The 20,115-nt window shown below is 51.5% G+C and carries 18 protein-coding genes and 1 pseudogene; 13 read left to right on the forward strand and 6 right to left on the reverse strand.

The annotated features are described in order from the left end of the window. The 3 genes and pseudogenes from ACYVK4_RS27655 to ACYVK4_RS27665 all read right to left on the reverse strand — a co-directional run. Positions 1-1,441 (reverse strand): annotated as a pseudogene (locus ACYVK4_RS27655) (gliding motility-associated C-terminal domain-containing protein); the annotation flags it as partial. A gap of 76 nt (positions 1,442-1,517) precedes the next feature. Beyond that, positions 1,518-2,504, reverse strand: a complete 987-nt coding sequence (locus tag ACYVK4_RS27660; RefSeq protein WP_461130817.1) for a glycosyltransferase family 2 protein — start codon at positions 2,502-2,504, stop codon at positions 1,518-1,520. A 151-nt stretch (positions 2,505-2,655) separates the two neighbouring features. Continuing rightward, positions 2,656-4,161, reverse strand: coding sequence for a circularly permuted type 2 ATP-grasp protein (locus tag ACYVK4_RS27665; protein WP_461130818.1), 1,506 nt, complete (start codon positions 4,159-4,161; stop codon positions 2,656-2,658). A 300-nt stretch (positions 4,162-4,461) separates the two neighbouring features. Between ACYVK4_RS27665 and ACYVK4_RS27670 the strand changes: the two genes are divergently transcribed. Further along, positions 4,462-5,139, forward strand: a complete 678-nt coding sequence (locus ACYVK4_RS27670; protein ID WP_461130819.1) for a PepSY-like domain-containing protein — start codon at positions 4,462-4,464, stop codon at positions 5,137-5,139. A gap of 140 nt (positions 5,140-5,279) precedes the next feature. Further along, entirely contained in the window at positions 5,280-5,849 is a 570-nt protein-coding gene (locus ACYVK4_RS27675; protein WP_461130820.1) for a hypothetical protein, read from the forward strand. Between the two features lie 63 nt (positions 5,850-5,912). Here ACYVK4_RS27675 and ACYVK4_RS27680 read toward each other — a convergent pair whose 3' ends face one another. Continuing rightward, positions 5,913-6,899 (reverse strand): aldo/keto reductase, encoded by a 987-nt coding sequence (locus ACYVK4_RS27680; RefSeq protein WP_461130821.1) that lies wholly within the window; start codon positions 6,897-6,899, stop codon positions 5,913-5,915. Positions 6,900-6,976: 77 nt separating this feature from the next. Next, positions 6,977-8,044, reverse strand: coding sequence for an Ldh family oxidoreductase (locus ACYVK4_RS27685; protein ID WP_461130822.1), 1,068 nt, complete (start codon positions 8,042-8,044; stop codon positions 6,977-6,979). Between the two features lie 105 nt (positions 8,045-8,149). Between ACYVK4_RS27685 and ACYVK4_RS27690 the strand changes: the two genes are divergently transcribed. The 9 genes from ACYVK4_RS27690 to lepB all read left to right on the forward strand — a co-directional run bounded on the left by ACYVK4_RS27690 (position 8,150) and on the right by lepB (position 17,983). Next, the gene (locus ACYVK4_RS27690; RefSeq protein WP_461130823.1) at positions 8,150-8,731 is read left to right on the forward strand and encodes a hypothetical protein; all 582 of its coding nucleotides are present in this window, start codon (positions 8,150-8,152) and stop codon (positions 8,729-8,731) included. Positions 8,732-8,896: 165 nt separating this feature from the next. Next, on the forward strand, positions 8,897-10,885 hold the full coding sequence (locus tag ACYVK4_RS27695) for an alpha-amylase family protein (RefSeq protein WP_461130824.1): 1,989 nt from the start codon (positions 8,897-8,899) through the stop codon (positions 10,883-10,885). A 42-nt stretch (positions 10,886-10,927) separates the two neighbouring features. After that, a complete protein-coding gene (locus ACYVK4_RS27700; RefSeq protein WP_461130825.1) occupies positions 10,928-11,950 on the forward strand; it encodes an SPASM domain-containing protein in 1,023 nt (340 codons plus the stop codon). A 222-nt stretch (positions 11,951-12,172) separates the two neighbouring features. Then, positions 12,173-12,901: a beta propeller repeat protein gene (locus ACYVK4_RS27705; protein WP_461130826.1), complete on the forward strand. Its 729-nt coding sequence runs from the start codon at positions 12,173-12,175 to the stop codon at positions 12,899-12,901. 253 nt (positions 12,902-13,154) lie between these two features. Beyond that, positions 13,155-13,937 carry a ParA family protein gene (locus ACYVK4_RS27710; RefSeq protein ID WP_041615784.1) on the forward strand — a complete coding sequence of 261 codons (783 nt, stop codon included), beginning with the start codon at positions 13,155-13,157 and terminating at the stop codon, positions 13,935-13,937. Positions 13,938-14,039: 102 nt separating this feature from the next. After that, positions 14,040-14,954: a ParB/RepB/Spo0J family partition protein gene (locus ACYVK4_RS27715; RefSeq protein WP_461130827.1), complete on the forward strand. Its 915-nt coding sequence runs from the start codon at positions 14,040-14,042 to the stop codon at positions 14,952-14,954. A 68-nt stretch (positions 14,955-15,022) separates the two neighbouring features. Further along, positions 15,023-15,871: a DUF5683 domain-containing protein gene (locus ACYVK4_RS27720; RefSeq protein WP_461130828.1), complete on the forward strand. Its 849-nt coding sequence runs from the start codon at positions 15,023-15,025 to the stop codon at positions 15,869-15,871. 64 nt (positions 15,872-15,935) lie between these two features. Then, entirely contained in the window at positions 15,936-16,676 is a 741-nt protein-coding gene (gene dapB / locus ACYVK4_RS27725; protein WP_461130829.1) for a 4-hydroxy-tetrahydrodipicolinate reductase, read from the forward strand. Between the two features lie 134 nt (positions 16,677-16,810). After that, the gene (gene lepB / locus ACYVK4_RS27730) at positions 16,811-17,983 is read left to right on the forward strand and encodes a signal peptidase I (RefSeq protein WP_461130830.1); all 1,173 of its coding nucleotides are present in this window, start codon (positions 16,811-16,813) and stop codon (positions 17,981-17,983) included. A gap of 106 nt (positions 17,984-18,089) precedes the next feature. Here the strand turns inward: lepB and ung are convergent, their stop codons facing one another. Further along, entirely contained in the window at positions 18,090-18,755 is a 666-nt protein-coding gene (gene ung / locus ACYVK4_RS27735; protein ID WP_461130831.1) for a uracil-DNA glycosylase, read from the reverse strand. A 145-nt stretch (positions 18,756-18,900) separates the two neighbouring features. On the opposite strand from ung, the gene apaG reads away from it, so the two are divergent. Together apaG and ACYVK4_RS27745 are read left to right on the forward strand one after the other, a co-directional pair. Then, the gene (gene apaG, locus ACYVK4_RS27740) at positions 18,901-19,287 is read left to right on the forward strand and encodes a Co2+/Mg2+ efflux protein ApaG (protein WP_012924864.1); all 387 of its coding nucleotides are present in this window, start codon (positions 18,901-18,903) and stop codon (positions 19,285-19,287) included. Positions 19,288-19,290: 3 nt separating this feature from the next. Beyond that, positions 19,291-20,070 carry an O-methyltransferase gene (locus tag ACYVK4_RS27745; protein ID WP_461130832.1) on the forward strand — a complete coding sequence of 260 codons (780 nt, stop codon included), beginning with the start codon at positions 19,291-19,293 and terminating at the stop codon, positions 20,068-20,070. Positions 20,071-20,115: the final 45 nt, after the last annotated feature.

Here is a 20,115-nt window from a genome sequence, read left to right on the forward strand (position 1 = left end):
CGGAGGTGTCGGTGTAGGTGGTGGCCGTGATGGGCACGCGGGCCACCAGGGTGTAACCGGGTGGGACGCCTGTTACACAGGGTTCCGGCGGTACCGTCTCACAGCCCTCTTTGCGGTAGATGGTCAGGAAGGTGCCGGGGTTGCCGCAGGCGTAGGGGGTCCAGGCGAGCTGGATGGCCCGTCCGTTGGGAGTGGCGGTGGGTCGGGCGGTGAGTCCTTTGACGGCGGGTCCCACGATGCGGATGCGGAAGGTCTGGAAGGAGACCAGCGAGGGGGTGGGCCGGAGGGGCACGTCGGAGACCTTGAAGGTGACGTCGTAGGGGGCCTGCCGGATCTGGTTGCAGTTGGTCTGCCAGGTGAAGGTGGCCGTGGCGGGCTGGTTCTGGGTGATATCGCCGTTGAGGAGCCGGGCGTAGGCGGGCTGGATGAGTTCGGCGGCCGGCAGGGGCTGTCGGTCGGGACCGATGTTGAAGACGCCCCCGAATCCGGAGATGATGACGCGTTGTCCGTCGGGGTCGGTGGCCGTGACGGGCTGGTTGATGAGGGTGCCGGCCTCCACGCACAAGTCCGGGATGGGCTGAATAAGGGGCCGTTTGTTGGGGCTGTCGACCACAAAAATCTGCATATCGCGGGTGATCTCACCGATGAGTACGCCGTTGCGCCACTCCTCAATGATGAACGCAAAGTTAAACTGACCCGCCTGCCCCGGTGCATCCCAGCATAACTCACCGGTGATGGGGTTGATGGAGAAGGTGGCAGCACCCCCGTTCTCGCTGGCGGTGCTGAAGCGGGTCGGGTCCTGGTAAGCCGGTATTGGTCTACCCAAACAACCGGCATCTGTTGGGGAGGTTTTGGGCACACTCAGCCGATACGCCAGGCTATCGCCGTCGGCATCGAAAGCGGCCGGATTGTGGCAGAATTTTTGGCCTACCCGTCCTGAGTCGAGGGGCGGGTTGAGCATCACCGGCGTGGAGTTGGTCAACAGAGCTGCGTTGACGTAAATCGTCGTGGACACAAAGAACGGAATGTTCTGCGAGGCACCGGGTGGGGGTAAATTAATGGTCCCCTGGTTACGGTTCACGACCGTAATGCCAATGGTATAGGTGCCAGGGCCCGGAAAGGTGTGCACCGTCTTATAAATATTTATTGACGATGTATTGCCGTTGATATACGTTATTTTACTTCGTGGCACAACCTCGGTTGTGCCGTCGCCGAAACACATGGTGTATTCGGTAGCAGCATCGGCTGCCTGCTTGCCCCCCGTTGGCCCTGACGTATAATCGTAGTAGGCCGTAAACGTAATCTCGTACGTCAGGGAGGTTTTGGAGATGAGCTTGGTGGTGATTTCACCGGCCCGCACGTGGGTGGCCTGACTATTTGTGGAATAGAAAAGGACACCGAGAAAAAGACTTGTAACGCTGAGTAGAGAAAGGAATCGCATAGGATCATTCCATTTTCATCTAAACGATGTCAAACGGAAAACCTGTATCCTTTTTTAGCTTCTACTAACTAAGTTGTTAAACTTTATAAAATCCCGGTTTATTGAATAACGTTTTCCAGAAAAATTTGAGGAATACGCCAACTTGTTTGGTGAAGGCACGCTGACTCTCGAGGCCACTCAAGACCGGCTGGCGGTCGCGAAGATTGACGGCTAGTTTCCAGATAAACACAACCGGAATCATCAGAACATAGTGCAACATCAGCACCAGATAAGCCAAAACGCCATATTGTTTACGAACCCATAACAACTGCGAGACCTGTACCTGCGATTTGAACCGGTTGATATGGGTGACAACATGCTGCTGGTTATCTTCACTACTTCCGTATTCCAGATGGATGAACTGCGTGTCTCGCAGGAGCAGAAGCTTTCCCTGCTTGCCCAGCCGATAGCCCCATTCCACATCTTCGCCGTACATGAAAAAGTTCTCGTCCATCATGCCCGCTTTGTCAATCACCGACTTGCGGGTCATCAGGAACGCTCCCGAGAGCCATTCGACCTGGTTCGGGTCGGTATAGACCGGGTCAGGCATGAGTCGGGCCAAAAGCCGTTCAGTAGCAAGCCCGCCGGGCAGGATATAGAATGCCCGGCGCATCTGCCCAAAACTGGTATATAGATTGGGGCGCACTTGCCGGTTGGCCTGAAGCTGCACGGCACTCACGGCGGCCACATCGGGTCGTTCAGTCAACACCCGCACACAGTTGGCCAGCGCGTTGTCAATCAGTAGTGTGTCGGAATTAAGCAACAGAACCAGCGGAGCCGTGGCCTGACGAATGCCGTAATTATTGGCGCGGGCAAACCCCGAATTATAGCCCATCTGATACCACTGTACTGCGGGATAAGCCGTCTGGATAATAGTCTGGCTATCATCGCCCGATTGATTGTCGACGACAATTACCTCAAATGAAATGCCCTTTGTGTAGGTATAAAGCGACTCCAGGCAGTTGAGAATGAGCTGGGGCGTTTTGTAATTGACAATGATAATCGAAAGATCCGGAACAGACATTCGACAAAGATAGAGAATAAGCGGCTACGCCTAAGTCAGTAAGTCAGTAAGTCATTAAGTAGTAAGTTGTAAGTGGCTGACGCGCGAGTATTGTTCACGCGTCAGCCACTTACTGACTTACTAACTTAGGCGCAGCCGCTTACCGACTCAATCAATACAACACCCAGGTATCCTTACCACCCCCGCCTTGTGAGGAGTTGACGACCAGGGAGCCTTTGCGCAGGGCTACCCGCGTCAGACCGCCCGGAATGACGTTTACGCCGTCGCCATACAGGATGTACGGGCGCAGGTCAACGTGACGCCCCTCGGCGTGGTCGCCCACGATGCAGGGTACCCGGGAGAGCGAAATAGTTGGCTGGGCAATATAATTACGCGGGTTCTCTTTGATCTTCTGGCGGAATAAATCGTGCTCTTCCGATGTCGCTTTGGGGCCGATCAGCATGCCGTATCCACCTGCTTCGTTGGCTTCTTTCACGACCAGCTTTTCGATGTTTTCCATGACATACGCACAGTCTTCTTCTTCGCGGCAGATGTAGGTTTTAACGTTTGGAATAATAGCCTCTTCGCCTAGGTAATACTTGATGATCCGGGGTACATAGGCGTAAATTACCTTATCGTCGGCAACGCCGGTGCCGGGGGCGTTGGCCAGTGCCACACGCCCTTTTTTATAGACTTCGAAAATACCCGGAACACCAATCATCGAATCGGGATTGAACGCCTGGGGGTCCAGGAAAGTGTCGTCGATACGGCGATAAATTACGTCGACGATCTGGAAACCTTTGGTAGTACGCATCTTTACGTACCCACCCGAAACAACCAGATCACGGGCTTCCACCAACTCGACACCCATTTGCTGGGCCAGATACGAATGCTCAAAATAGGCCGAATTGTAAATGCCCGGTGTCAGAACCACCACCGTCGGATTCGGTCGGTCGGCAATGAACTGTAGCATTTGCAGTAAACGGGTAGGGTAATCGGATACGGGGCGAACGCCCGTTTGCGCCAGTACTTCGGGAAATGTCTGCTTGTTGAGTTCCCTGTTTTCGAGCATGTATGACACGCCGGACGGACAGCGAAGATTGTCTTCGAGTACCATCATCGTACCATCGTCACCCCGGATCAGGTCCGTGCCGGTAATGTGGCACCAGATGCCTTTAGGAGGCTTTACCCCCATACAGCCCGGTAAAAACGATTTGCTGGACTCAATCAGATCACGGGGTACAACGCCATCGTTCAGGATACGCTGTTCGTTGTATACGTCGTCCAGAAACATATTTATGGCTTTTATGCGCTGAATCAACCCCTCTTCCAGCCGGTCCCACTCCGCCGATTCGATGATGCGGGGAATGATATCGATGGGCATGATCCGCTCGGTGCCTTCGCCTTCCGAATAGACATTAAAGGTGATACCCATGCTCATGAGTGCCCGCTCGGCTGCATGTTGACGCCCAATGAGATCTTCGCGGGTGAGTTGCTGCACCCGTTGCTGAAAAGGAGCATAACCCGGTCTCACCTGCGTTTCGCTGGCGAACATCTCATCAAAAAAATTTTCTGTCTGATAATCGCTGAAGGAAAAATTACCATTGATCTGACCCTGTGACTGAGTCATTCCATTGAGTGTTTGCGACTGTGATTGACGGGCGTTCTGTTTTTTCATGGAACAATATATGGCAACGTGGGTGAATTGCCAAACGGAATCGGGTTTGGCGGAAGAATGTACAAAGAAAGCATCGTAAAGGCAAAGATTTGCAGGAGGAAGCAATTTTACTGTCTCCGGAGCAACGCACCCGAAGGTAACTATACTTGACCTCTAGTCTACTTTGCCAATTTTTTTTGCCCTCTGCAACGGTGCCTGTGAACAAGGCGTACTATGGAAAGTGTCGCTAAACGGATCTTGTTTCCGTTTCGTTTGCCCTTATGTTTTTTTAACAAAACAACTTACCAACTTAGATCATTTATGAAAAAATTGCTTGTTTTCAGCTTGATGAGTGCTCTGGTAGCCTGTTTGGTCGCCTGCAACAAAAGTGCCGTTGATCCGGCAGCTGACGATGCCTCTGCCCGAACTGCGGGCGTAACGAGTACCTCAGCTACCGGTCCGCGTAACCTGACGGCAGTGGATGCAACAACGCTACCAGCCGCTATTACTACCTACATCAGCACCAATTATACAGGTGCTACCGTTAAGGAAGCGTTTAAAGATGCGGCCGGAAATTATGTGGTAGCGATCACCGTCAACAGCGCCGTTAAGCTACTGCTGTTTAGCACCGATGGTACCTTTGTAAAGGCACTGGATGGCGGCAAGCGCGGACACGCCCCCGGCGATTCGGCCCATCATGCCAAAAAGGACTCCCTCCATCATATGCGGGGTGACTCAACCCACCATGCCCCCGGCGACACCCTTCACCGTCCTCGGCCCGGCAAAGGTCCGAATCTGACGACCGTAGCTGTGTCGAGTCTGCCTGCTGCCATTACGACCTATATCAATACGAACTACGCCGGGGCAACGATCAACAAAGCCGGGCAGGAGACAACCAGCAGCGATTACGTTGTTGCCATTACTACCGCCGACAGCAAGCGGGTTCTTCTGATTTTCGGATCGGATGGCACGTTTAAGAAAGCCGTAAGTGGACGATAGTTGATTAGTAAGAATAGCCTTTAATTAGAAAAGACCCGGATGATGTCCGGGTCTTTTTTCGTAGATCACAGGTTTGTTTCCAACGAAAGAAACATTTTTAAGGTCATGCGGTATGGTATAAAACAACTTATCAGCATAGTATGAAAACTACATTCTTTACGTTCGCTTTTTTACTTTTCACCCTTTCGTCCGTTCTGGCCCAAACGGAAAAAGGTAATCATCTGGCCGGGGTTCAGGTTGGTAATTTTATTATTCCAACGTCTGGTGGTTCCGGTACCATCATAAGCCTTCAGCCAACGTATGGTTGGTTTGTGAGTGATGGTCTGGCGGTAGGCGCAGGCATTCCTTTTTTCCATATCAGCGCATCAGGGGGCGGCATTACGCAGATAGGTCTCGCGCCTTTCGTCCGTTATTTTATCGGCCCCTCTCAGGTGAAGCCTTTTCTTGGGGCATCAGTAGGTGTTGTGAATACGTCTGCGTCAGGTGGCGGATCGAACACGGCCTCATCAACGAATGCGCTCTATAGCGGAACGGGAGGAGTCGCCTTCTTTATCAATAAATCCGTTAGCTTCGATGTGGCACTGACCTATACGGGTGGCAGTACCGGCGTGGTGAATACGTTACTGGCCGGTGGGGCAAATGCCCTGACACCTAATGTGCCCGATGCGTTGAATATTAGCTTAGGCTTTCAGGTCTATTTCGGAAAATAAAAGGCGGGTTCTGCTGATGAAGGCCAGCGTTTGACCCCAACTCCAGCAGCAGAACCAACGTTTTTACCATAAATAATGTACCGGATTTTTGATGCGCTCGTCGTAGATCTTCTTTACGGCGGCCATTTGTTCGGCGGATGGAGCCGGTCGGTTCGTAGCTTCCAGGTTGGATACCAGATGGTCTGGCTTGGAGGCACCGGGAATGATGCAGCTGACAGCATCGAAGGTGAGAATCCAGCGCAGAGCATCGGGAGCCAGGTTGGTATCGCCCGGAAAAACAGCCCGCAGTTCCTCAACGGCAGCTAATCCTGTTTCGTAATCGACACCGGAGAACGTTTCGCCCTTGTCGAAAGCCGCACCCTGCCGGTTGAAGTTCCGGTGGTCATTGGCCGAAAACGTTGAGTCGGCACTGAATTTACCCGTCAGCAAACCACTGGCCAGCGGTACCCGAACGATGATCCCAACATCGCGTCGCCGGGCTTCGGTAAAGAATAGCTCGGCGGGGCGCTGACGAAACATGTTGAAAATGATCTGTACCGTCGTGACGTTTGGAAACTCAATCGCTTTTAACGCTTCCTCCACTTTCTCGACGCTAACGCCCAGATGCTGAATTTTTCCTTCATCTTTCAGTCGGTCGAATTCTTCGAATAGTTCGGGGCGGTAAAAAACGTCGGTGGGCGGGCAGTGGAGTTGAATCAGGTCCAGCGTTTCCAGTCTCATATTCCGTAGACTGTCGTCCACAAACTGGCGGAGAACGCCGGGTTGATACGCTTCGTTGGTATGCGGCTGCAGCCGACGGCCGCATTTGGTGGCTACATAAATCCGTTCGGACCGCGAGCGGACCAGGCGACCAACGGCTTTTTCACTTGCTCCATCGCCATACACATCGGCCGTGTCGATGAAATTGATACCCGCGTCGACGGCTTCGTTGAGGATTCGGTCGGCGTTATCGTGGCTGAACGGATCGCCCCATTTGCCACCCACCTGCCAGGTGCCCAGGCTGATTTCGGAAATGGTAAAGCCAGTTTTACCGAGTTTTCTGTAATTCATAACTACTGTGAACTTCGTTGGTTAAGGGTTAAGTTAAACCTATCAGGTTTCAAAAACCTGATAGGTTTGTTAGGTTTTTATAATTTTATGCCGAATCGTTCGCCGAGTTCTTCCAGGCTTTTAACGACGGGCTCAACAACGGGAATGCCGTTGGCGAGCCGCTCGGCTTCCATTTCCCGTTCGGGATCGCCGGGGATCAGCACGCGCTTGCCTTCTACGGCTTTGGCCTGACGGAAACGCTGAATCCAGGTATCCATATGCGTTTTGAACTCGTCGGCCGGCCGGAATGCATCGATGCGCATGGCTCCGAAAAAATGTCCGGTGCCACTACCAACGCCTTCGTTTGCCTGCATAAAGCCAGCTGTCGCAAAAGGCGGTACCCAGGGGCCGTAGTTGGCGCCGGACAGCACGCCCGAAAAAATATCGACAATGGCCCCCAGCCCATACCCTTTGTGCGAACCGTGTTCGCGGTCGGTGCCCAGGGGGAGCAGTGCTCCGCCGTTACGGATGGCATTCGCATCGGTTGTAGGCTGGCCTTCGGCATCCTGCGCCCAGCCCAGCGGCACATCCTGCCCCTTTCGTTGCAGAATTTCGAGCTTGCCGTAGGCAACTGCCGTTGAGGCAAAATCGGCCAGGAAGGTAGGCTCGGTAGCCGCCGGAATGGCAACGGCAATCGGGTTGGTGCCCAGTAACTTATCCAGTGAAAAGGTGGGGGCAACAAGGGGAGCTGCATGGGTCATGGCCTGGCCGATCATATCGTGTTCGGCGGCCAGCATGGCATGGTAACCGGCAATGCCGAAATGGTTGGAATTGCGCACCGCCACCCAGCCCGTTCCGGCAACGCGAGCCTTCTCGATGGCTACCTTCATCGCCCACGGCCCCACCACCAGCCCCAGGCCCCGGTCGCCATCGACCACGGCCGTCGACGGTGTTTCGTGTACGACACGAATGTGCGGTTGGGGGTTGATGCGGCCGTTGTCATACAGCCGGATATAGCCCGGCAAGCGGGCCACCCCGTGCGAATCGACGCCCCGCAGGTCGGCACTGACGAGTACATCGGCAGCTAAACGGGCATCGGTCTCAGAACAGCCAATGGCTAAAAAAATTTGTTCAGTAAATGTTCGAAGTTGGTCAGCGCTAATCATGGCTGCAAATTAGCCAACACTTGGCGAATGGGTTAAATTTTTCTAAAAAATGGGCCCACTACCCAAATTTTCCTGTTATTGACCATACATTCACGTTTACATCGTATGACGTCTTTTTTTCAACGGCTATTTGTTCTGGTTTTTATGGTGATTGGTCAATATGCCGTCGCCCAACCCCAGGATACCCTTACCACCGAACAGCTTCTGCAACGCAAAGGCACGGCTTATTCGGCCTTACTTCGTCCATCCCGCTACCTCGCCCTCGATGTCAATCACTTATTGGGGGGCTTTCATCGATACCGGTTTTTTATAGGCGATGAATTACACTTCAAATCCGGGGGCGAAAAATACCGGGAACAGTTGTACGACGTAACCGACAGCACATTCAGCGTGTTGATGGCCAATCAGGTCATGAATCGGGATGAGCCGGTAACGTTTCGGTTCGATGACATTCAGAAAGTTTATCTGCACCGCCGAATTCCTTTTATTACAGCGGCTGGTACCTTGTTTCCCATTGCCGGGGGTGTTTATCTCATTGCCGACGTAGTCAACAATCAGGGGTTTTATAGCAATACGCTCCCTGTCGTAAGTACGCTGGTGCTAAGTGGAGCCTTGTTTCACATTATCAGTAATCCGAACATTCGCATCAATAAAAACCACCGGCTGAAAGTATTACGGACCTACTGATTAGATAAACTATACGTCAACCTGTATGACTTGTTTGTGGGAAAAATGCAGGCATAAACGTTTCTGAAAAGAAAGTAAATTAGTCATTCAACCTTTGTTTTCTGTGTCGGATCAACACAAAGGCTGGCATGTGTGGTTTTAGTAAAACCGTTTTACATTTGTCTTATGCCAACCTCCCTCGAAACCTTACAAGCTGACTGGTATAAGCAGTATGCCACTTATACAGAGGCTTATCAGTCAGGCCGTTCGTCGTATATTCCGAACTTGCTACCGCAAACGGCCGTGCAGTTTTCCGTGTATCAAACGCTGGAAATCTTGCATAAACGGCTTGGAAATGAGATGCTTCGCAGAGCCCTGGACCCTGCCGAAACGGTTGAAAGTCCTGCCAGAATATATATGGATGGGTCCTGGCTCAAACGCAGTAATATGGTTGGGGTGAATGTGCGAACCATTGGCTCTTTCTGGAAGCTTGTCAGTTATGTGATGACTTTGCCGGCCAGTCACGACAGCATTCACCTGCTGCCAATTTGGGAGCCAGGGGTGGTCGGTAGTCTCTACGGCATGGTGAGCTGGCAGATCAACCCGGAGTTTTTCGATGTGGAGCTGGCTCGCTACGTTCCCGCCCTCGATTCGGTGGAGAAACAACTGAAGGTCGTTATGAATCTGCTCCATGCCATGGGTCGAACGGTGGGTATGGATGTGATTCCGCATACCGATCGTTTCTCGGAAATGGTGCTGACCTGCCCCTCCCTGTTTGAGTGGGTCCAGCGGGATGAGAAAGGCAAGAAACCGGCCATGCTCATTGATCATTCCAGCCTGGTGTACCGCTATGCGGAGGAGGCTATCTGGCAGTTTCTCAAGTTTAGAGGATCGGCCGATGGTACGCCGTTGACGTTTACCAAAGATGCTTTCTTTTCCATGCATACGCCCACGGCCAGCACTCCCGGTTTGTCGGATGAGCAACGCCAGCGTATCCTGTTCGGTTTGCCGAATGATTATAACGGGCGTTTGAGTCGGCGACTGGGCCTCATTCGCCACCTCGTTGCCCAGGGGCTGGAAACATTACCCATGACAATGGCCCCGCCCTACCGGGGGCTGCACATCGACGCCAACGATTTCGTGACCGATGATTATGGGCAAGTCTGGTACCAGTATGCCTTCAATGAACCACAAGCTATGTCGCGGGTATTCGGGCCACTGGCGCGGTACCGGTTCTATGAATCGAAGGATAACAACAAAAAATGGGAGCTTGATTTCGATCGGCCCAATCTGCCAGCCTGGGATTATATCTGCCGAAAAGTTAAAGACTGCCAGCAGAAATACAATTTCGATTTCATGCGGGGCGACATGGCCCACGTTCAGTTGCGACCCGAGGGTGTTCCGGCTGAACCCGATGCTTTTTATGATCCCCTGCGAGCCATCAAGCGATATGTACAGGAAAAGGGTGTTCCGTATTATGCGTTCTTCGCTGAAACGTTTCTGGCCCCGCCCGATACGATGGGTTACGGTGACGAACTCGACCATCTGGAAGCCATCGAAGCCGATTCGACCCTTGGCGACCTGCAATCGATGGTGGTTGGATCAACGGAGTTTCGACGGCAGTTTGCCGCCTATGTCGATTACCTGAAGACACGCCGGTTCGCGCCGAATTTCACGGTGATGACGGCCGATAAAGATGATCCGCGTTTCGATGCGTTTTACCGAACCGGTAATCTGTTCCGCTATTTCGTCGCCCTGTTTCTAACCGACATGCCCAGTTATGTCGGGTTGGGGTTTGAGGTGCGAAACCTACATGAACAGCGGGGCCAAAACGAAGAGTATACGAAATTATATGTGTTCAGAATAGAAGATGATCGTCAGCCGGATAAGGTAACGCACGGGTCATTTGAATGGGGGCAAAACGCGGATCAGTTCGCGGCTATTGGCCGGATGCGGGCGTTCGCAGAAAGCATCTGGCCGGATATTGCAGGCAAAGCAACCCGCTGGCTTAATTCACCTGACTATATCGTCTGGACGCAGAGCGAGTCCACCGCATCGCCGGGCTATATTTTTGCGGCCAGCATGACGGGACCGCTGCCCGATATAATCCCCGGCATGGAGGCAGAAACGGTGGTTTTTGAGGAGGAAGGCTGCCGGGTGTATAGACGCTCCTAGATGGGTTGCTGTGACAATGGCAACTAGTTGTACCTTTACCATATGAATCGCAATCTACTCGACGGGCTCAATTTCGCTTCCAAACTAACGCCCAAGCGCATCATCAATGCGCTGAAAGTGGTGTACAGTTATTATGAGTCACGGCGAACGGGCAACGCTACGCAGCGTGGCCTCCCCATGTCGGTGTCGTTTGAGCCAACAACGTCCTGTAATCTGCGCTGTCCCGAATGCCCCAGCGGACTTCGTTCCTTTACCCGTCCGACCGGGATGCTGGGCGAAGACCTCTACAAACGGACCATCGACGAACTCCACGATACACTTCTTTACCTGATTTTCTATTTTCAGGGCGAGCCTTACCTGCATCCGCAGTTCCTGGAACTGGTGCGCTACGCTACCGACCGGAATATCTACACAGCTACCAGCACCAATGCGCATTATCTGACCGATGCCAATGCCCGAAAAACGGTGGAGTCGGGACTTGATCGACTGATTATTTCTATCGACGGCACGACGCAGGAAGTATACGAACAGTACCGGGTAGGGGGAAAGCTTGAAAAAGTGCTGGAGGGCACAAAGAATATTATACGCTGGAAAAAAGCACTGAAATCGCGGACACCTCACGTCGTCTTTCAGTTTCTGGTCGTTAAACCCAACGAACACCAGATTGCCGAGGTTAACCGATTGGCCCGCGAGCTGGGCGTTGATGAAGTGGGCCTGAAAACAGCTCAAATCTACGACTACGAACACGGTTCGGACCTGATTCCGACCCTGGATCAATACAGCCGGTACGCTCCGCAAACGGATGGTACGTACCGCATCAAGAACGGTTTCGGCGACCACTGCTGGAAGATGTGGCATTCCTGCGTGATCACCTGGGATGGCCTTGTCGTGCCTTGCTGCTTCGACAAAGACGCACACCACCGGCTGGGCGACCTCCAGACCGAATCCTTCGCCGATCTCTGGCAGGGCTCCGCTTATAACCAGTTCCGCCAAACCTTACTACGCTCCCGTTCCGAAATAGAAATGTGCCGCAACTGCACCGAAGGCACCAAAGTTTGGGCCTAATGAAAGAGCGAGAGAAGGAAAGCGGGGCTTAAACGTCTTTTCGATCTTGTCAGAAACACGGGTTTCGGTTACTTTTTGCATGCCTCCCCAGGAATAAACTGTCTGTATTTTAGGATCTTAGTTGACAGAGATACTATGTTATAGCCGTTATCGTAAACATTCCGTTAGTAGCCGGTTAACGTTTGTCTCTTTAAGAGATAGGTATTAAAACGCTCAACGACGATGAAAACAGTAATTTGCTTTCTGATACTGGTTGGTATCTTCTCCTGTAAAAAGACTGCATTGGATACAATTGCTCCTGAGTATCTGGATTGGTACACCCTTAAAGCCCCTATTGACGAGGAGATTCAGGCGGTTTGGGGAGACTGGGATAAAACACTGTTAATCGCTACAACCTTTAATGTATTCCGCTCAACGGATCAGGGCAAAAACTGGCAGCAGGTAGATCAGCACCACCAGGGCCTATCGGGCATAGTAGACCACCAGGATACGCTCTTTGTTATGACCGGTGTACTGAATGGATCAACTACGCAGATCATGGCCAATGTGAGTAAGTATAGTGTCGACGAGGGAAAGACCTGGCAAGCTTACCGAAAGTATAACCCGTTCTTTGACCGGCCAGCCACCAGTACTGTCGACCCGAAGTTGTACATTAATCCGGTAACCGCATCGACGGGTACCGTTTATAAGATCAACCAGGTCTTTCTGGATGGTCCAACGGCTACATCGGGTCGGTTTGAAACGCCGGGGATTATTACCTCCGATGGCCGTCGGATTGATCTTCCGCAGTTGCATCAGTTGCATAGTTTGTATTTGGATGCTCAACAACGACTCTATATATCCGGTACGGATGCCGTTTGTGGACGGGGTCATTCAGGCGAGGCCTTTTCCTTTTGCAACAGTAAAAATGGGCGTGGAGTCGTGTATGTTTCCAGGCAGCCATTGCCATAACGAAGAGTCGCCCAACAGACTTTGCAGGAAGTAAGTCGTCATAACCGCTGTATTTTTGCATTTGGGTTGCCAGCACCCGCTTGATAACAGCCATTATCTGTTTCAGCCGTTTCACGGCGCTGGGGTGCCATCAACTTCTGCTTATTACACGCCTTCATGCTTTCGCCCTTTCACTTTTGTGAAACATTCCGTGAAACAGTTCTTGCATTCGTGAAAACTATCCGGCATCTTTGGGACTGCATCGCACAGACCCATGGGTAAAGTCATTGCTATCGCCAACCAAAAAGGTGGCGTCGGTAAAACAACAACTACGATTAATCTGGCCGCCAGTTTGGCCGCCCTCGAATTTCAGACGCTCATTGTTGACGCTGATCCGCAGGCGAATTCTACGTCTGGGCTCGGTTACAATCCGAAAGAAATCGAGAACAGCATTTACGAATGCATGGTTGAGGGCGTACGCCCACAGGACGCTATTATCCAGACGGACTTTCCGAATCTGGATTTGCTGCCATCGCATATCGACCTTGTCGGGGCCGAGATCGAGATGATCAACCTCCAGAATCGGGAGGATAAGATGAAAACAACGCTCGATAGTATTCGGGACGATTATGATTTCATTATCATCGACTGCTCGCCATCGCTGGGTTTGATAACCATCAACAGCCTTACAGCCGCCGATTCGGTTATTATTCCGGTTCAGTGTGAATACTTTGCCCTCGAAGGGTTGGGTAAACTGCTCAATACCATCAAGATCATCCAGTCGCGACTGAACACGCACCTGGCTATCGAAGGTATTTTGCTGACAATGTACGACTTGCGCGTTCGCCTGTCGAATCAGGTCGTTGGTGAGGTTACGAGCCATTTCCAGCAAATGGTGTTCAGTACCATCATTCCGCGTAACATCCGGCTGAGCGAATCGCCCAGCTTTGGGGTACCTGCCCTGGCGCAGGATGCCGACAGCAAAGGAGCCGTTAGTTATCTGAACCTGGCCCGCGAAATTCTGATCAAGAACGGCATGATGCCGCAGGAAGCTTAAATCAAGTATGTATGATGTATGGCGTATGATATAGGATGACATGATTCAACACGTTTGTCCTGTATCATACACCATACATCATACATCGTACATACTTGTCTTATGGACAACACCAAAGCACCGAATAAGAAGATGATAGGATTGGGCCGTGGCTTAGGTGCCTTGTTGCACGATAGTGAATCGGTTAGTCGACAATCAAAACCATCGCCGTTTGAGTCTATCGGTACGATGACCGAGATCAGCGTTACGCTGATTGAAACGAATCCATTTCAACCCCGAACCCGATTCGACGAAGAAGCCCTACAGGATCTCGCCGATTCCATCCGGACGCAGGGAATTATTCAGCCGATCACGGTTCGGCAATTAGGGAAAGAGCGCTACCAACTGATTGCTGGGGAACGACGTTTACAGGCCTCCAAAATCGTTGGCCTGACCCACATTCCAGCTTATATTCGAACGGCGAATGACCAGCAAATGCTGGAAATGGCGCTGATCGAGAACATCCAGCGTGAAAATCTAAACGCCATAGAAATTGCCCTCAGCTACCAGCGGCTCATTACCGAGTGTAGCCTGAAGCAGGAAGAACTGGGCGAGCGTGTGGGTAAAAACCGAACAACGGTCAACAACTATATCCGGTTGTTAAAATTACCGCCCGTTATCCAGGCTTCGCTGCGTGATAACAAAATTTCGATGGGCCACGCCCGCGCCATTATCAATATCGAAAACCCGGAAACCCAAATCCGGCTCTTTACGAAAGTTGTTGATGAGGAATGGTCGGTACGGAAAGTGGAAGAGGCCGTTCGGAACTTGTCCGACGAAGTCAGTGATCTGGTACCCACCCGGAGCGTCACGCTGCCTAAGCAGGAAATGCGCAGTCTGCAATTTAAGCTGTCGTCGCTGTTTGGTACGCGGGTATCGATCAAAGCGGATGAGAAGCACAAGGGGGAAATCAAGATTCCATTTACTTCTCAGGAGGAGCTGACTAAAATTCTCGAAGTGCTGAACTCGCAAGCGTAACTGTGTTAAATTACCTTAAACGGGCGAATAAGCGGCCTGAAAGGTGGGCTTTGAGACGTTTTGTGGGCATGAAGCCATCTTCCTACTTTCTGCTGATAGCCGTTTCGTTCAATCTGCTTTTTACGAACGCATGGGCGCAACGCCCGGCTGTTCGCCCGGCTCCAACACCAGTCGCTATCGATTCGACCCGACAGGGGCAATCGGCATTTGATACCATTCCGTCAGCCGTAAGACGCAATGGCGTGAAGGTTAAGGTCGGTCGGTCGGAGCTGACGGCAGATGATTCCACATCGCTGGATAGCCCCGATACGGTTCGAGTGTCGGCTCGTCAGGAAGCACAAATCCATAAGATCATCCCGAAAAAAGCCACGATGCGTTCCCTGATGCTTCCCGGCTTAGGGCAGGCCTACAACCGGCAATATTATAAAATCCCGTTTATCTATGTCGGCTTTGGCGTCATGGGGTATCTCTTCGTGAAATACAGAGGCCTCGCTAAAGAAGCCGCCGTTGGCTACAGCCGCCTGCTGTATGGAGATAGGGTAGGTGAGGCTTATTCCGTCGGTCTGGACCCTGCCATCTATCCGAACATTATCGGCGATAAAGTATATGTCCCCACTCAGTACAATCCAGTAGAGTCTGTTAATATTGGTGTAAGTCCGTTCAATGATCAGAAAGTCGTTTTTCGGACATCGGCCAATGCCAAAAATGCTTACGATACGTTCCGGCGTTACCGGGATTTAAACTTGCTGTTGTCGGGTGTTTTGTGGGCGGTCAATATTATTGAAGCCAACGTAGCGGCACATTTGAAAACCTTTGATTTAACTGACGACATCTCGATGCGTGTGGAGCCTAACGTATTGCCTACGGCAGGTGTGGGTTTTGTTCCGGGCGTTCGGGTAGCGTTTACCTTTAAATAAGTTTGCACGTCGCCGTTCGAAATAAATCGGACTGCGTTTGCCAAACACCAAACCTAAAACAAACGTGAATATTCTTCTGCTTGGCTATGGTAAGATGGGAAAAACGATTGAGCAGATCGCGCTCGATCGGGGACACCATATTGCCGGCCGTATCGATGCTGACAACCATACCGATCTGCTCAATCTCAAAACCGAAGACGTAGACGTTGCCATTGAATTCAGCTCGCCCGAGTCGGCGTCTGGCAACATCACCTACTGTCTGGAACGTGGCTGGCCGGTGGTTTGCGGAACAACGGGCTGGCTTAGTCATAAGGCCGAGATTGAATCTCTTTGCCAGCAGAAGAAAGGGGCTTTCTTTTATGCATCCAACTATAGCATTGGCGTCAACCTGTTTTTTCGGCTGAATAAAGTGCTGGCTCAGTTCATGCGGAACTATCCGTCATACCATGTGTCGATGACGGAAATTCACCATACCGAAAAGAAGGATGCTCCCAGCGGAACAGCCATTACGCTGGCCGAAGGTGTTATGGAACAGTTGCCCGGCAAACACCGTTGGGTGACTAACGAAGCTGGAAGAGAGCCATTGCCGGTAGGGGAGGATGCCATCGCGATTGAGTCACTTCGCGAAGGAACTGTACCGGGAACGCATACCGTTCGGTACGAATCTGACGTTGATCGTATTGAGATTACCCACACCGCTCACAGTCGCCAGGGGTTTGCTCTGGGCGCCGTTGTCGCTGCTGAATGGCTCGTTGGTCGTGAGGGTATTTTTAGTATGGATGACCTGTTGGGAAATTACAAATGATGGCTGGATAAATAAAACCAGATCATCTTCGTAATTTCGTAGCTGATCACCGTATTCTCATCACCGGTTCATACATATCACCACCTGGGCGTCGGATGGCCGATGCCACCCGTTACAATTTATCAGTAGCATACATGTCAGTAACTCAAACGAAGGCCGAAACAAGAGCGGCTAAAGCCAGAAAATCGCCCATTCGGGAATGGTTCGATTCTGTTTTGTTCGCCGTTGTGGCGGCCACACTCATTCGATGGTTATTTATGGAAGCGTTTACGATTCCAACCCCGTCGATGGAAAACAGCCTGATGGTGGGCGACTTTCTGTTTGTGAGTAAGTTGCACTATGGCACCCGAACACCCCGCACGCCATTGCAGGTGCCGCTGACGCACCAGAAAATATGGGGGACCAACATCCCGTCTTACAGCACCGCTATTCAGTTGCCATCCTATCGGCTACCGGGCTTCACGCATGTCAAGAATGGCGATGTGGTTGTTTTCAATGTACCGCCCAAGTACCTGAACGACAACATTGACTACCCCGTCGACTTAAAAACCAATTACATCAAACGGTGTATCGGCATCCCCGGCGATGTGCTGGAGGTTCGGCAGCGGGCCGTATTCGTGAACGGCAAACCGTTTCCAACGCCCCCCCGCGCTGAGCAGAAGTATTTCCTGAAAACGACCGAAGTCCTCGACGCGACATTCTTCCGCAAGTACGAGATCGTTAATGACTACCGCGACCCAAGCCAGCCAACCGAAAACTGGAAACCCCTGGAGCAGTACAACGACTCGACGAAAACATCGACAATGGTTGGCTACAGCGTCAATACCACAGAGGATGTCATTGCGAAGTTCAAGGCGTTCGATTTCATAAAAGGAATCGAACCCATGACCGAAAAGCCCGGTGAAGCAGCCCCCATGATCTATGGCGCGCCCACCTTCAAATGGAACCATGACAATTTCGGTCCGATCACCATTCCGAAAAAAGGAGCTACGATCCAGATCAACGAACAGACGATTGCCCTCTACGGGCCAGTTATTGAGTTGTATGAAGGGAACGAAAAGGTCGAAGTAGCGCCGAAAGAAATAAAAATTGGCGGTCAGCCGATCAAGTCGTATACCTTCAAACAGGATTACTACTTCATGATGGGCGACAACCGGGATAACTCCCTCGATTCGCGTTTCTGGGGCTTTGTTCCTGAAGATCACATCGTAGGTAAAGCCGTATTCGTCTGGATGTCGCTTGACCCCAACCCGGCCAACATCTGGAATAAAATCCGCTGGAACCGGTTGTTCAGAACGATCGATTAGAAAAAGGGAGGAGGGGGAGTAAAGGGACGAGAGGGAGAAAAAGGTGGTGACTACATCCCCCTCGTCCCCTTCCTCCCTCTACTCCCCCTCCTCCTTTTACTCCTTTTTACCACTCCACCGGGGCCAACCCCTTACTCTCCAGATACGCGTTGGCCTGACTGAAATGCTTATTGCCAAACCAGCCGCCGTAATTGGCCGCCATGGGCGATGGGTGTTTTGCTTTTAGGACCAGGTGTTTCTTACCGTCGATGACGGCTCCTTTCTTTTGGGCGAAAGCGCCCCAGAGCATAAAAACGACATGCTCTTTCTCTTCTGAAATTAACTTGATAACGGCATCGGTAAACGTTTCCCAACCTTTGCCCTGGTGCGACCCAGCCTGCCCGGCGCGAACAGTAAGCGTAGCGTTGAGCAGCATAACGCCCTGGCTGGCCCAGCGCTCCAGATTACCCGATTTTGGGATAGGCTTACCCAGGTCATCCTGAATCTCCTTAAAAATATTGATCAGGGAAGGAGGCTTGGCTATGCCATCAGCTACCGAAAAAGCCAGCCCATTAGCCTGCCCTTCGCCGTGATAGGGGTCCTGCCCCAGGATAACGACCCGGGTGTCATCGAAACTACATTTGTTAAACGCATTGAACATCAACGCTCCCGGCGGAAACACGCGTTGGGTGCTGTATTCATGTCGCAAAAATTGGGCAAGCTCACTAAAATACGGTTTATCAAATTCGGGCTGCAACCGATTTCGCCAGGATTCGGCAATAGATACATTCATGAAGGGAACTGATAAGAGTGATTAGGCATTATAGGCCTACAAACGCCGGAAACCCCTTTACAAAAATTTTTTAAGAGTGGTTCTTGCGTAACAAAACTAATCAACTTAATTTTCGTTGTAAGGTTGCAAAACGGCACTAATATTTATGGTTTCGTCAGTCACAGAAGGCGTGAAAGTTAGCGTGAAGACTGAGTATCAGGCCGATTACTCTAGTCCACTCCAGGCGCATTACGTGTTTACCTACCGGATTACCATCGAGAATGCGAGTGACTACACAATCCAGTTACTCCGGCGTCATTGGTTGATTTTTGATTCCAATGGTACCGTTCGAGAGGTAGAAGGGGAAGGTGTTGTTGGGCTGCAGCCGGTACTCGAGCCGGGTGAGGTCCATGAATATGTATCGGGCTGTAATCTACGGTCGAGCATTGGCAAGATGGCAGGAACGTATCTTGTCGAACGAATTATTGATGGCAAACAACTTCGGGTTAGTATCCCTGAGTTCACCATGGTGGTGCCGTATAAACTGAACTAATTTTTGTTACTCGCTTATCTTCGGTATTTAAGTCGCGCCCGCGACGAACATTCGCTTCATTCTCCATTTCTCTTTTCGCTGTATCTTCAAGTCATTCGGGCAAAAACCGGATCGAAAGCCGTTTTTGCGCCTATCCGAAAACTTAGAAAAGAACTTCGTAAAAGTCGTCAGCTCATTACAATCGCCGATCTGGGGGCAGGGTCCAAAGTAAATTCATCCCGGCAGCGCACCATTGGCGATATTGCCCGGAACTCCCAAAAGCCAGCTCGTTTTGGGCGGCTCCTGTTTCGGCTGATTCAGCGGTTCGACGCCAAAGTTGTTGTTGACCTGGGTACATCGCTGGGCATGACAACGGCCTGTCTGGCCGAAGCTACCAAACCGTATGGCGGGCATGTGCTGACGTTTGAAGGGTGCCCGGAAACGGCAGCAGTAGCCCGGCAGAATTTTGATCGATTGGCTATTCAGAATGTAGAGGTAGTGGTCGGTAATCTTGACGAGACACTTGCCCCGGCTATTGCCGCCCTGCCTCCGACTGATTTTATCTTTTTTGATGCCAACCACCGGTACGAACCAACAGTTCGCTATTTTGAAACCTGTCTGACCAACATCCATAACGATACTGTATTCGTGTTTGATGATATTCACTGGTCGGAAGAGATGGAGCAGGCGTGGAGTTATATCAAAGCTCACCCGTCCGTTCGTGTAACGGTCGATTTGTTTTGGGTAGGACTGGTATTTTTTCGGAAGGAACAGCCCAGGCAGGATTTCGTTCTCCAATTTTGACGAAAGTAACCGTAAATTACGTTACCTTTCTGACGGCTTTTCGGC

This window comes from Spirosoma aerophilum (genome assembly GCF_054782495.1).

Bases quoted from the DNA above. Each gene is read 5' to 3' on its own strand.
- ACYVK4_RS27660 (WP_461130817.1), bottom strand. From the start codon at position 2,504: ATGTCTGTTCCGGATCTTTCGATTATCATTGTCAATTACAAAACGCCC.
- ACYVK4_RS27665 (WP_461130818.1), bottom strand. From the start codon at position 4,161: ATGAAAAAACAGAACGCCCGTCAATCACAGTCGCAAACACTCAATGGA.
- ACYVK4_RS27670 (WP_461130819.1), top strand. From the start codon at position 4,462: ATGAAAAAATTGCTTGTTTTCAGCTTGATGAGTGCTCTGGTAGCCTGT.
- ACYVK4_RS27675 (WP_461130820.1), top strand. From the start codon at position 5,280: ATGAAAACTACATTCTTTACGTTCGCTTTTTTACTTTTCACCCTTTCG.
- ACYVK4_RS27680 (WP_461130821.1), bottom strand. From the start codon at position 6,899: ATGAATTACAGAAAACTCGGTAAAACTGGCTTTACCATTTCCGAAATC.
- ACYVK4_RS27685 (WP_461130822.1), bottom strand. From the start codon at position 8,044: ATGATTAGCGCTGACCAACTTCGAACATTTACTGAACAAATTTTTTTA.
- ACYVK4_RS27690 (WP_461130823.1), top strand. From the start codon at position 8,150: ATGACGTCTTTTTTTCAACGGCTATTTGTTCTGGTTTTTATGGTGATT.
- ACYVK4_RS27695 (WP_461130824.1), top strand. From the start codon at position 8,897: ATGCCAACCTCCCTCGAAACCTTACAAGCTGACTGGTATAAGCAGTAT.
- ACYVK4_RS27700 (WP_461130825.1), top strand. From the start codon at position 10,928: ATGAATCGCAATCTACTCGACGGGCTCAATTTCGCTTCCAAACTAACG.
- ACYVK4_RS27705 (WP_461130826.1), top strand. From the start codon at position 12,173: ATGAAAACAGTAATTTGCTTTCTGATACTGGTTGGTATCTTCTCCTGT.
- ACYVK4_RS27710 (WP_041615784.1), top strand. From the start codon at position 13,155: ATGGGTAAAGTCATTGCTATCGCCAACCAAAAAGGTGGCGTCGGTAAA.
- ACYVK4_RS27715 (WP_461130827.1), top strand. From the start codon at position 14,040: ATGGACAACACCAAAGCACCGAATAAGAAGATGATAGGATTGGGCCGT.
- ACYVK4_RS27720 (WP_461130828.1), top strand. From the start codon at position 15,023: ATGAAGCCATCTTCCTACTTTCTGCTGATAGCCGTTTCGTTCAATCTG.
- lepB (WP_461130830.1), top strand. From the start codon at position 16,811: ATGTCAGTAACTCAAACGAAGGCCGAAACAAGAGCGGCTAAAGCCAGA.
- ung (WP_461130831.1), bottom strand. From the start codon at position 18,755: ATGAATGTATCTATTGCCGAATCCTGGCGAAATCGGTTGCAGCCCGAA.
- apaG (WP_012924864.1), top strand. From the start codon at position 18,901: ATGGTTTCGTCAGTCACAGAAGGCGTGAAAGTTAGCGTGAAGACTGAG.